Origin of the sequence: Enterobacter sp. TMH.L2 (assembly GCF_050847315.1) — a bacterium.
GTDB lineage: Bacteria > Pseudomonadota > Gammaproteobacteria > Enterobacterales > Enterobacteriaceae > Cedecea.
Genome location: NZ_CP193791.1, coordinates 2,398,403 through 2,410,019 on the forward strand (window position 1 = coordinate 2,398,403; position 11,617 = coordinate 2,410,019).

The following is an 11,617-nucleotide window of genomic DNA, read 5'->3' on the forward strand; positions in this document are numbered from 1 at the left end:
CTTGTGCATCATGCCTTTACTGACAGCCTAATCACCCGGTTGCTACTATCCCTGTAGAAATTGTTCATTTTTTATCTGCGTGCCAGCACGCCGTTATTTTATGCTGTGAGAGCAACAAGGTGACCCGTCATGAAGCCTAAAACGCTGTACGATAAAATCATCGATAGCCACGTCATCCGCCCTCTGGACGACCAGGGCAATGTCCTGCTGTATATCGACCGTTCCATCCTCAACGAATACACCAGCCCGCAGGCATTTAGCGGCCTGCGTGACGCCAACCGCAAGGTCTGGCAGCCAAACAGTATCCTGCTCAACGTGGACCACGTTAACCCGACCCGGCCAGAGCGTACGCCAGAAATGACCGATCCGGGCGGCGAGCTGCAGGTTCGCTACTTTGAGTCCAACAGCCGTGATTTTGGCCTTGAGCTGTTCGACGTAATGGATCCACGCCAGGGCATTGAACACGTCGTCGCCCATGAACAGGGGATCGTGCTGCCGGGCATGGTGATTGCCGCAGGGGATAGCCATACCACCACTTACGGCGCGTTTGGCGCGTTTGGATTCGGCATCGGTACCTCTGAAATTGAGCATATGCTGGCGACGCAGACGTTAGCTTATAAAAAGCTAAAAACGCTGCGCGTGACGGTTAACGGTGAGCTGCCGTTTGCCGCGACGGCAAAAGATATTGTCATGCTGCTGATCGCTGAAATTGGTGCCGACGGTGCGACCGGTTTTGCTATCGAGTTCTGCGGCAGCGCCATTGATGCGCTTAGCGTGGAAGGGCGGATGACCATCTGTAATATGGCGGTCGAAGCCGGAGCACGGGGTGCTTTTATGGCACCTGATGAAAAAGTTTATGCCTACATCAAACCGGCACCGCGTGTACCTAAAGGCGAGATGTGGGAACAGGCGCTGAAATACTGGCGAACGCTCTACAGCGATGCTGACGCGGTGTTTGATAAAGAAGTTGTGCTCGACTGCGCCAACTTAACGCCTCGTGTGACGTGGGGTACCAGCCCGGACCAGGGCGGCGGCATCACTGAATATGTGCCCGATCCTGCCAGTGAATCTAATGCGGCCAAACGTCGTGACATTGAAAATGCGCTGAGATACATGGGACTCACGCCAGGCACGCCGCTGAGCCAGATTCCGATTACCCATGCATTTATTGGCTCCTGCACCAACGGGCGAATTGAAGATCTCAGGGCGGTTGCCGAGGTGCTGCGAGACAGAAAAATTGCGCCGGGCGTGAGGGGAATTATTGTGCCGGGCTCAACGCAGGTTCGCGCCCGTGCCGAGCAAGAAGGTTTAGCTCAAATCTTTATCGCCGCCGGGTTTGAATGGCGGCAGTCAGGCTGCTCCATGTGCCTGGCGATGAACGAAGATGTGCTGCAGCCGGGTGACCGCTGCGCCTCCAGCACCAACCGTAATTTCGCTGGCCGCCAGGGGGCCGGGGCCAGAACGCATTTAATGAGTCCAGCCATGGTCGCGGCGGCGGCAGTAGCTGGCCACCTCACCGATGTCCGTCCGTATTTACAGCAGGGGGAGGCGTAAATGGAACCCTTTAACCGCGTCACCGGCGTGGCTGCAACGATGATGGCAGCCAACATTGATACCGATGTGATCATGCCGAAGCAGTTTTTGAAAGGTATCGATCGTAACAATCTGGACCGAGGCGTTTTCTTCGATCAGCGTTTTCTGACCGACGGCTCACCGAATCCTGAGTTTATCCTCAACAAGCCCGCATGGCGGGACGCGCAGTTTCTTATCGTTGGCCCTAACTTTGGCTGCGGCTCCAGCCGTGAACACGCGGTTTGGGGGTTACGTCAACTTGGCATACGGGCGCTGATCGGTACCAGCTTCGCCGGGATATTCAACGACAACTGCCAGCGTAACGGCGTGCTGACCCTGACGCTGCCAGCGGAGGATATCGAGCGGCTGGCGCAGGCGGCAAACAATCCTGAAGCTAACCGCATTACTGTCGATCTCGCCCGGCAGCAGATCGGCGTGGAGGGCAAAGATATTGCCTTTACGGTCGATGAGCTGAAAAAGCATATGCTGCTTGAGGGCCACGATGCCATCAGCTACACGCTGCAGTTTCAGCAGGAGATTCGCGAGTTTGAACAGCGCCATTTTGCTGCGCATCCGTGGCTACTGACTCAGGATTAATTTTCAATGATGAAAGAGAACGCTGACTTTATTTGCGACAGGGGCGAATCACCCTTTATCCCGGGTTTCCAGCTCATGGACGTGGCGCTGGAAAACGGGATTACCCTGCACGCCGCCGTGGGAGGACAGGGTGAACCGTTAGTTTTACTGCATGGCCACCCGCAAAACCACGTGACCTGGCGTAAAATCGCGCCGGTTCTGGCACAGCATTTCACCGTCATCATGCCGGACATCCGCGGCTATGGCGACAGCGCTAAGCCCGCCAGCGACGAAGTTCACCGCCGCTATTCCAAACGAGAGATGGCGAAAGATATTGTCCTGCTGGTGGCGCGGCTCGGTTTCCAGGACGGTTTTGCTTTTATGGGGCACGATCGCGGGGCGCGTGTCGGGCATCGCCTGGCGCTGGATTACCCGGCGCAGGTTAAGCGCAGCATTTTTATTGATATCGCCCCGACGGCAACCATGTATGCGCTGACGGACAAAACTTTTGCTACCCGCTATTTCTGGTGGTTTTTCCTGATCCAGCCTTCGCCTGTGCCGGAAAAAATGATCGCCGCAGATCCGGCGTTTTTCCTGCGTAAACATATTGATGGCCAGCTTAAAACTCCAGGCGCAACGGAACCTGCAGTGTTTGCCGAGTACCTGCGCTGTTACCAGAATCCCGATACGCTGCGGGCCATCTGCGAAGATTATCGCGCCTCGGCTACTATCGACCTTGAGGATGACGAAGCCGACAAGCATCTGCGCATTACCAGCCCTTTGCTGGTGTTATGGGGGGAGAAAGGCACCGTGGGCCAGCTGTATGATGTCCCCACGACCTGGCAGGACAAAGCGCTGGACGTTCGTGGGCGGGCCATGCCCTGCGGGCACAGTCCGCAAGAGGAGTGTCCTGATATGCTGCTGAGCGCTATTATGCCTTTCTTAACCTGACGCAGAAGAAGGCATACCGATGAGCCCCAACGAAACCCCACGCGCCGCCTGGCCGCTTGTTGAAGATTTGAATGTCTTTGTCACCGTGGTGCGCAAAGAAAGCTTTGCCAACGCGGCGGCGGAGCTGGGGCTGTCTCCGTCTTATGTCAGCAAACGCATCGCGCTGCTGGAGAAAAGCCTGGGGATGCGGCTGTTCCACCGCAGTGCCCGCGCGATTCATTTAACGGCCGACGGTCATAAGGCGCTGAGCGGTGCGCTTTCGGTGCTGGAGAGCATGGGCGATTTTGTCTCAGGGCTTGCCGCCTGGCGGGACACGCTGGAAGGCAATATTCAGATGAGCTGCTCGTTTGGTTTTGGCTCAACGTATATGCCGGATGCGCTTTCGGCGCTGGCGGATCGCTATTCGGCGCTAAATATCAAGCTAACGCTGACGGACAGAGTCGTTGATTTGATAGAAGAGGGCGTCGATATAGAAATTCGCGTGGGTGACGATATCAAAGACCTGTATATCACCCGGCAGCTCTCCACCAACAACCGCATACTCTGCGCCGCCCCGGATTACCTGGTAAAACACGGGATGCCAGAAAACATAGCCGATCTTAAAGCCCATAAATGCCTTGTCATTCAGGAGCGTAGCGCGCAGTTCGGTGTGTGGCCGTTAACCAACGGCGAGGAAAGCGTGCAGGCTCACGTCAGCAGCCAGCTTTCCTCCAACAACGGCAGCGTGGTATTAAGCTGGGCGCTGAAGGGTCACGGCATTATTTTGCGTTCCCAATGGGAAGTGCAGGGCTATATTGCCCGCGGTGAGCTGGTGCAGATTTTGCCCGACTGGCACCAGCCCGCCAATATTTGGGCGGTTTATTCCAACCGCACCAGCGGCTCTGCGAAGTTAAAGGTCTGCATTGATTTTCTGGTGGATTATTTCCAGCGCTTTCCACCGGTGAAACTAGCGTGAAATTATTCAACATCAACCTGCCAGTAAACAGGTTGATGTTGTCAGGCTGAGTGTAGAGAAAGCGAGAAACTAAATTCTGATAATTTGAGTAATATGCGGGACGCCCTGTCCCGGTAATGGCGCATAAATTTCCACTATCGCTTCCCAGACGGCCGTAGACGGCGGGACCGAAGCCTCACAAAGGAAGCGGTAGTTTGTTCCGGCCACGACCTGGGTTTTTACCTTTTGTGGCTCGTAATCCACGCCCAGATGCCCGTTGAGCGCCTCTTCGAACACTTTTCGGTCCTGAGCAGTCAGCGGATGATAAGCCGTCCAGCCGCCAGGCAGCAGCGTTTGTTGTTCCGACATAGTGATACCTCAACAGTGAAATATTTCCTACTCGTTTGGCTTTTCGGATGTCGCCCCATATATTTTATATTGGTTTCTGGAATCCATTTGATCCTGTTAATCTATGGCTGCCTGATGCCTTTCCTGCAAGTTATATTGCCATTATGCAATTTAATATCTTCCTCCCTTAAATTGACGAAGTAGTTAACTAAAAATAAAAAACACTCAGCATTAAAGTTTTTTAATATTTTCACTGGCGGCCTGGCTAATAAATATATGCAGGCATTATTTAATACATAATATAAAAAATATAATAGCTGTTTATTTTCATATTGAGCTGTTTTCATTGCAATAAAACGTTATGATTCCCCGCCGGCGGCGAGTTGTGGCCGTGCATAGCGGGGCAGAGATGATGCAAATGAATGGAATAGCCGCGAAGGTTAATGTCGGTTTCCTCCGGGGGGCAATCCTGACAGGGATCTTTATGCTGGTGGGCTGCGCGCGTTCGGACGCGCTGTGGGGCGTGGTCGATAAGGTTTGCATGACTAACTATCAGCATACTAGCAACCCGGCGCCGTGCCAGCAGATCTATATGCCTGAAGGGAAGGCCCAGGGTTTTAGCGTTATCCAGAACCCGCGCTACCTCTACCATTTTATTCTTGTCCCCACAGCAAAGATGACCGGCATTGAAAGCCCGGCGCTGGCAGCAGCGGGGCGCACGGACTATTTCGGCTATGCCTGGCTTATGCGTCGTCTTTTAGACTGGCAGTATGGCGGCCCAATTCCCGACGATAAACTTGGCCTGGCGCTTAACTCGGCTTATGGCCGCAGCCAAAACCAGCTTCATATTCATCTGACCTGTCTGCGGGAAGACGTCAGGCGTCAGATGCTGGCAGAACGTCCCTTTATCACGGAAGAATGGCGCCCCTTGCCCGATAAACTCCTGCGCTACACCTGGTATGCGAGACGGGTGATGCAGCCGACGGTGATGGGAATTGACCCTGTTCACAGCGTCGCCAGCTATTTTCATTTATCGCCGGAACAGCTGGCAGAGTGGGGCGTGGCCGTCATTCCAACCGCTTACGGCGATCAAAAAGGGTTTATTTTGCTCACCACGAAGCGAGGCTGGGATCGCAATAACCGGGCCTCGGTGGAAGCGCTACTGGATAAAGAGTGTGCCATTTTACCGCCCATATCTTCCCGCTGATGTGCCATATGAGTAATGTCGGGATCGGACAACCTGAATGTTGTAAGGCATAAGCATTAATGGGATCATGATAATTAGATCCCATTAGAAAGAGCACGTCTGCGCCGCGATGTCTATCGAGTAAACAGGTGGGTGCCAACGGACAAGCATCCGGTAAGTGCAAAAATAGATGAATATACCATCAGGGTAATTAACGATTTCATAGTCTCTCTGGCACTTAAAAAAGGGATACGCAGCCGCTTAGCGCAGCTATAGAACATAATACTAATACCCAAAACATCAATTTTCGATACATCAGCACGTCTCCCACCTCATATGAATTTTTCTTAGCATGTCAGAGATACATCAAGAAAATGTCAATGAATAATGGAGCAATAGTCAAGGCCCCATGCACGAGGGGAGAACATCGCATGTCATCCTGGGCAGGCAATATAACGCCGTTATAAGTTGGAAAGCCGACAAGAAGCTTATGGCCAGTAAATAAAGGCAAGCATACACAATGCAATAATCAGTACAACACTCAAATACACCCATAAATATAAACTGTTATTAGCTTGCATATTGCTATTTACGTTACTTATATTCACAGGTTTTTTCGGTGCTTTCTCTGCCGGTACATCGCTCCTCTTCAGTGGAGACTCAAGCGTTTTTTCTTTAATATCTTCAATGCCCGCAATGGGTTTTCGTTTTTTTTCAATACTAACGTCAACGGTTTCAGGCACACACCACCCACGCCGTGTCAGAGTTTCAATAATATTTTTATCACCGCCCACACCGATCAATGCCTTTCTTATAATAGAAATATTCTGATAGATCGTATTATTGGAAACAATTGTTTTGTTCTTTCCCCAAACTAACGTGTGAAGCTGTTTAATGGTGATAACCTGGCCATGTTGTGACAGCAATAGGTGTAGACAACGTGCTGTTGATGCCGGCAGAGTAACAAATTTTTTTGGGGCGCTTAACGATGAAAGCGTGTGGTTGCCAGGATCAAATTTCACCTGATGATTGACTAAAATAACCTCAGACATTCCATATCCTCCAGAAAATTCAATCGCTTTAAGTTTTACTTTTTTTAAGATCTCGTTATCAACATGTAACCAAGAGGCAACCTCGTAGTTAATAATGCATGATTATCATTACGTTATATATTAATTGATGTCATTATAAACACACAGAATCTTAACAAAATTTAATAAATATAAAGTGTGCCACGCTAAGATAGAAAATTCCACCGCTCTCTCGTAAGATAATTCCCAGGCAAAAAAAACCATAAAGAGAAAATGAATGAAGATACAAGTTAAAGTAAGTGGATTAACTTAGGCGTTGCCATAACCATTCCATCTACATGTAATAAAAATACCAACCATCGACATTCAAGTCACAAGCAAAATTAATTTACAGATTAATAAGAGCATTACAATGCATAGAGTTTGTGTAATATCAGATGATTTTTACTATCTCGTGGGACTAGAGGAAATCACATTCAATGACGTTGACACCATATTCTTTACAGATATTAAAACATGCTTGAAAGAAATTCTGGGTAGAGCGTACACGCTTTACATAATATCCATTCGCTCTTTAGCTATGAGCAGAGAACTTGTATGTTGGATGTCAGAAAAAAAACCAGCTATAACGCTCGTATATGATATTCCAGTGGAAAAGCTTTACTCTCACTCTCGTTGTCTGTCCAAACGAGATAGCATAGAAAGCATTAATCGTTTTTTGTCTGATAGCGCGCAGGGGAGAAAAAAAGAAAAGAACAACATCACACCGAGGCAAATGGTAATTGTCAAGCGGTTAGCATCCGGTGATACAGTAAAATCAATTGCACGAGAAGACAATCGATCCATAAAAACCGTGTCCGCCATAAAGAATAGTATTTTGGTAAAAATAGGTCTAAAGCCGATGAATGATTTGTCGCTATTGATTGTTGATATGATTATTTGCTCTGCAGGCTTTAAAAAAAATCATATGATCAAAACAATCCAACAAAATGAGAATGTTACCAGCGATTTTGATGGGGTGCCTTCGATTTACATCGCGCAGCTGCCGGAGAGCTACAAACAGTAACGTTCACAGGATGCTCCCGTTATTATGCAGTCGGGATGGCTGCACCTGAGATCATACTGCGATTAGCAAAAAACGCGCACTGATTTTTTCAGCGGCTGAATGTGGACTCAAAGTCGCAGCATCTCCGAATTCTGACCAGGACGTAGGCTGTGATCGATGACAAGAAGGATTTCCAGGTAGGTATGATTTCCCTTAGTGAATTTCTGTCGCTTACTGTGGTTTCCCACGGTTTGCTCTAATCTTACTCACTGGATTTGGTTGTGTGAATTAGATGATTAACAATATCAGTCCAGGTGATCGCACGGCCAGCGCTATGGCTGGCATCAATCGCCAGCCGTTCGAGTTTAAGCGCATTGCATAACCGCAGAGCTTATCCGTCCTATAGCATTTGTAACTGGTGAGGAAACAGTACGACGATCCGTTTTACATAATTGCTCACGACTGAATAAGGATAATAGGACAGAAGTTATTGTGGCTGCGAACACTTTGGCATTCATGTTTTTAACGGTAACGTCGGGCAGTGACAAAACTTGTTATGGTGCTGACCGGGGTTGGCCAAGCCGCGCAGTCATGATGACAGGTTTGGAGCTAATCCGGCGAGGCAGCTTCACCAGAGTCGTTCTGGTGGGCCGAGATCTGATGGCCGGGTTTTCCTGTGCCAGAATGCTGGATTTTCTCTAACGGCTTAATGATGCGCATAATGTATATTATGTTAAATTCAATTCATTACTCATTGAGTTCATAACCGGCCACAGACCACGACTAATCATACACTTACCTATCCCCCATCTTCTACTTACCGGACGTTATGCTTCCCGCTTCTGATCTGTCGTCAGTACTTTCGGCCCAAAGCCACCTGTAGCGCCTCTTTACCAGCATGGCTTCGGCGAGTAGCTTCTTGAGGCGATCGTTCTCTTTAATGAACACATCTAATAAACCCTAGCTGATTATCCCATCTAATCGAATAAATCAGTTTGCGTTATGCTTTTCCAACACAACAGCTGAAGGATTACGTCATGCAAACGGTAAAACTGAACAACGGGATTGAAATGCCCCTGGTTGGCTTTGGTGTGTTTCAGATGTCTGATGCCGCTGAATGCGAAAGAGCCGTTATTGATGCTATCGATACGGGATACCGCCTGATCGATACCGCCGCGTCATACCAGAATGAAACCCAGGTCGGGAACGCTCTGAAGCAAACTGGAATCTCCCGTAGCGAACTGTTTGTCACAACCAAACTCTGGCTACATGATACGAATTACGAAGGCGCTAAAGCCCAATTCGAACGCTCCCTGAATCGACTGCAGCTGGATTACGTTGACCTGTACCTGATTCACCAGCCTTACGGCGATGTCCATGGAGCCTGGCGTGCTATGGAAGAACTGCAGCAGGCAGGCAAAATTCGCGCTATCGGTGTCAGCAACTTCCATCCTGACCGACTGGCCGATCTTATCGCCTTCAACAAAGTTATCCCTGCGGTGAACCAGATTGAAGTTAACCCCTTCAACCAGCAGCTGCATGCCGTTCCATGGAATCAAAGCCGTGGCATTCAGCCGGAAGCCTGGGCCCCGTTTGCTGAGGGTAAAAATGGTCTGTTCCAGCATCCCGTTCTAACGGCAATTGGGCAGAAGTACGGCAAAAGCGTGGGCCAGGTTGTGCTGCGTTGGATCTTCCAGAGAAGCATCATTTCACTGGCGAAGTCTGTGCGCAAAGAACGTATGGAAGAGAACATCAACATTCTCGATTTTGAACTCAGCGCTGAAGATATGCTGCAAATTTCCGCCCTCGACACCGCAACCAGCGCCTTCTTCTCTCACCGTGACCCGGCAATGGTGGAATGGCTGACTGGCCGCCAACTTGATGTTTAAGCCGCGATAAAGAGGTATTCATTCAATGCAAAAACGTTATCTGGGTCAATCCCGACTCGAAGTCTCCGCACTTGGGCTTGGTTGCATGGGCTTAAGCCACGGCTACGGCCCGGCGACCGATACCCGACAGGCTATCGAGCTCATTCGCGCTGCGGTTGAACGTGGCGTCACCTTCTTCGATACCGCTGAAGTGTATGGCCCTTTCCTTAATGAAGAGGTTGTCGGTGAAGCCTTAAAACCGTTTCGTAACCGCGTGGTTATCGCCACCAAGTTTGGTTTTAGTTTTGGCGAAGACAACAAGCAACAGATTTTAAACAGCCGACCGGAGCATATCCGTGAAGCTGTGGAAGGATCGTTACGCCGTCTCAAGACTGATGTTATTGATCTGCTATATCAGCATCGTGTCGATCCGGATGTCCCAATTGAAGATGTTGCAGGTACCGTAAAAGACCTGATCGCTGAAGGCAAAGTTAAACATTTCGGCCTGTCCGAAGCCGGTGCGCAAACCATTCGTCGTGCATATGCCGTACAACCTGTCACTGCCCTACAAAGCGAATACTCAATGTGGTGGCGCGAGCCTGAGCAGGAGATCCTGCCATTACTGGAAGAACTGGGCATTGGTTTCGTTCCCTTCAGCCCATTAGGCAAAGGCTTCCTGACGGGATCAATTAAGCCAGGAATCACTTTTGCTAAGGATGATTACCGCAGCACCGTGCCGCGTTTCGCCGGGCAGGCGATTGAAGCCAATGAAAAGCTGGTCTTATTGCTGGGTGAGCTGGCGGCAGAGAAAGGCGTGACGTCCGCGCAAATCGCGCTGGCATGGCTGCTGGCACAAAAGTCGTGGATTGTTCCTATCCCTGGTACCACCAAACTGCACCGGCTGGAGGAAAACCTGGGGGCTGCCGACATCATTCTTTCGCAGGATGACTCACGTCAGATAACGCAGGCGCTTGAAACCATTAAAATCGTCGGCGAACGATACTCCCCTGAACATCAGGCTCGAGTGGGCCGTTAATACCCGGACGGGGCCGCTGAAATTGGCGGCCCCGTTATTCCTGGTAGCGAAGTGCATCAATCATCAGCGCAAAAGCGGGCGGATGCTGCTTACGGCTCGGGTAGTAGAGGTAATATCCGGGGAAAGATGGACACCAGTCCTGCAGAACCTGAATAAGCTCTCCTGCCTTTATATACTCCTGCACTCTGTCTTCAGGTATACAGGCGATACCAAAACCGGATAACGCCGCATCAATTCGTTCCGCCTGCAGATTAAAGGTTACCTGCCCTTCTACTCTGACCCGTAACGGTTTCCCTTCCTTCTCAAACTCCCAGTGGTAAAGCCCACCGGCTGTCGGCAGACGCATATTGATGCACCGATGATTTTGTAGCTCGTGCGGCGTTTCAGGTGCAGGATTTTCAGCGAAATAAGACGGCGCCCCTACCACAGCCATTCTCATATCCGGCCCAATTCTTACCGCAATCATGTCCTTATCCACGCTTTCACCCAGGCGTATCCCGGCATCAAAACGCCCCTCAACAATATTGACAAAGCCGTTATCAACCACCAGTTCGAGATTAATTTCTGGATATTCCCTGAGGAAGGGTTTTAGCTTCGGCCATACCACACTTCGCGCGGCATGCTCCCCGGCAGATAAACGGATATTGCCGGAGGCGGTGCCGTTCAACTGAACCAGTGATTCCAGTTCCTGCTCCAGATCGGCAATGCGGGGTTCAAGGCAGGCAATAATTCTCTCCCCGGCTTCTGTGGGAGCAACGCTTCGGGTCGTGCGGGTCAGAAGGCGGATATTCAGCCTTTCCTCCAGGACCTTTATCGCGTGGCTGAGTGCAGACTGAGAAACCCCCAGTTTACCCGCTGCTTTGGTAAAACTTCGCTCCCTTGCCACCACAAGAAAGATTTGCAGTTCGTTGAAGTTTTCTTTTAGCATCGACGATTTCCTTATGGAGGCATTCCCTTCATCGCACCCTCATGAAGGGTGTTCATAGACACAATTATTTTAGCCCTTATTGCCACAACTACTAGTTTTCGGAGGGTCTCTTCCGTCGATACCTGAGCTGAAGGTCCGCTGC

Annotated in this window: 11 protein-coding genes; 8 read left to right on the forward strand and 3 right to left on the reverse strand. The window is 50.2% G+C overall.

Going from position 1 to position 11,617, the window contains the following annotated elements; all coding sequences use genetic code 11:
• Nucleotides 1-129 precede the first annotated feature (129 nt).
• Genes leuC through ACREYP_RS11520 form a run of 4 tightly spaced genes read left to right on the forward strand, consistent with a single transcriptional unit; the run spans nt 130 to nt 4,054 of the window.
• The gene (leuC, locus tag ACREYP_RS11505; RefSeq protein ID WP_498881380.1) at nt 130-1,554 is read left to right on the forward strand and encodes a 3-isopropylmalate dehydratase large subunit; all 1,425 of its coding nucleotides are present in this window, start codon (nt 130-132) and stop codon (nt 1,552-1,554) included.
• A complete protein-coding gene (gene leuD / locus ACREYP_RS11510) occupies nt 1,555-2,169 on the forward strand; it encodes a 3-isopropylmalate dehydratase small subunit (protein ID WP_498881381.1) in 615 nt (204 codons plus the stop codon).
• 6 nt (nt 2,170-2,175) lie between these two features.
• Entirely contained in the window at nt 2,176-3,099 is a 924-nt protein-coding gene (locus tag ACREYP_RS11515) for an alpha/beta fold hydrolase (protein WP_498881382.1), read from the forward strand.
• 19 nt (nt 3,100-3,118) lie between these two features.
• Nucleotides 3,119-4,054, forward strand: coding sequence for a LysR family transcriptional regulator (locus tag ACREYP_RS11520; RefSeq protein WP_498881383.1), 936 nt, complete (start codon nt 3,119-3,121; stop codon nt 4,052-4,054).
• Between the two features lie 69 nt (nt 4,055-4,123).
• Here the strand turns inward: ACREYP_RS11520 and ACREYP_RS11525 are convergent, their stop codons facing one another.
• Complete coding sequence (locus ACREYP_RS11525) at nt 4,124-4,402, reverse strand: cystatin family protein (RefSeq protein WP_498881384.1); 279 nt, start codon at nt 4,400-4,402, stop codon at nt 4,124-4,126.
• 463 nt (nt 4,403-4,865) lie between these two features.
• Here ACREYP_RS11525 and ACREYP_RS11530 point away from each other — a divergent pair, with 463 nt between their 5' ends.
• Nucleotides 4,866-5,588: a CDP-diacylglycerol pyrophosphatase gene (locus ACREYP_RS11530; protein WP_008458971.1), complete on the forward strand. Its 723-nt coding sequence runs from the start codon at nt 4,866-4,868 to the stop codon at nt 5,586-5,588.
• 467 nt (nt 5,589-6,055) lie between these two features.
• Here ACREYP_RS11530 and ACREYP_RS11535 read toward each other — a convergent pair whose 3' ends face one another.
• Complete coding sequence (locus ACREYP_RS11535) at nt 6,056-6,619, reverse strand: winged helix-turn-helix domain-containing protein (RefSeq protein WP_498881385.1); 564 nt, start codon at nt 6,617-6,619, stop codon at nt 6,056-6,058.
• A 583-nt stretch (nt 6,620-7,202) separates the two neighbouring features.
• On the opposite strand from ACREYP_RS11535, the gene ACREYP_RS11540 reads away from it, so the two are divergent.
• The 3 genes from ACREYP_RS11540 to ACREYP_RS11550 all read left to right on the forward strand — a co-directional run bounded on the left by ACREYP_RS11540 (nt 7,203) and on the right by ACREYP_RS11550 (nt 10,547).
• The gene (locus tag ACREYP_RS11540; protein ID WP_336818691.1) at nt 7,203-7,664 is read left to right on the forward strand and encodes a LuxR C-terminal-related transcriptional regulator; all 462 of its coding nucleotides are present in this window, start codon (nt 7,203-7,205) and stop codon (nt 7,662-7,664) included.
• A 1,016-nt stretch (nt 7,665-8,680) separates the two neighbouring features.
• Nucleotides 8,681-9,532, forward strand: a complete 852-nt coding sequence (locus tag ACREYP_RS11545; protein WP_008458974.1) for an aldo/keto reductase — start codon at nt 8,681-8,683, stop codon at nt 9,530-9,532.
• A gap of 25 nt (nt 9,533-9,557) precedes the next feature.
• Nucleotides 9,558-10,547: an aldo/keto reductase gene (locus ACREYP_RS11550; protein ID WP_008458976.1), complete on the forward strand. Its 990-nt coding sequence runs from the start codon at nt 9,558-9,560 to the stop codon at nt 10,545-10,547.
• A gap of 34 nt (nt 10,548-10,581) precedes the next feature.
• Here the strand turns inward: ACREYP_RS11550 and ACREYP_RS11555 are convergent, their stop codons facing one another.
• Nucleotides 10,582-11,475 (reverse strand): LysR family transcriptional regulator, encoded by an 894-nt coding sequence (locus ACREYP_RS11555; protein ID WP_008458978.1) that lies wholly within the window; start codon nt 11,473-11,475, stop codon nt 10,582-10,584.
• Between the last annotated feature and the right edge of the window lie 142 nt (nt 11,476-11,617).

What these genes read in the sequence shown, in the direction of transcription:
- leuD (WP_498881381.1), top strand. Translation starts at nt 1,555, where the DNA reads ATGGAACCCTTTAACCGCGTCACCGGCGTGGCTGCAACGATGATGGCA.
- ACREYP_RS11540 (WP_336818691.1), top strand. Translation starts at nt 7,203, where the DNA reads ATGTCAGAAAAAAAACCAGCTATAACGCTCGTATATGATATTCCAGTG.
- ACREYP_RS11515 (WP_498881382.1), top strand. Translation starts at nt 2,176, where the DNA reads ATGATGAAAGAGAACGCTGACTTTATTTGCGACAGGGGCGAATCACCC.
- ACREYP_RS11535 (WP_498881385.1), bottom strand. Translation starts at nt 6,619, where the DNA reads ATGTCTGAGGTTATTTTAGTCAATCATCAGGTGAAATTTGATCCTGGC.
- ACREYP_RS11530 (WP_008458971.1), top strand. Translation starts at nt 4,866, where the DNA reads ATGCTGGTGGGCTGCGCGCGTTCGGACGCGCTGTGGGGCGTGGTCGAT.
- ACREYP_RS11545 (WP_008458974.1), top strand. Translation starts at nt 8,681, where the DNA reads ATGCAAACGGTAAAACTGAACAACGGGATTGAAATGCCCCTGGTTGGC.
- ACREYP_RS11555 (WP_008458978.1), bottom strand. Translation starts at nt 11,475, where the DNA reads ATGCTAAAAGAAAACTTCAACGAACTGCAAATCTTTCTTGTGGTGGCA.
- ACREYP_RS11525 (WP_498881384.1), bottom strand. Translation starts at nt 4,402, where the DNA reads ATGTCGGAACAACAAACGCTGCTGCCTGGCGGCTGGACGGCTTATCAT.
- ACREYP_RS11520 (WP_498881383.1), top strand. Translation starts at nt 3,119, where the DNA reads ATGAGCCCCAACGAAACCCCACGCGCCGCCTGGCCGCTTGTTGAAGAT.
- leuC (WP_498881380.1), top strand. Translation starts at nt 130, where the DNA reads ATGAAGCCTAAAACGCTGTACGATAAAATCATCGATAGCCACGTCATC.
- ACREYP_RS11550 (WP_008458976.1), top strand. Translation starts at nt 9,558, where the DNA reads ATGCAAAAACGTTATCTGGGTCAATCCCGACTCGAAGTCTCCGCACTT.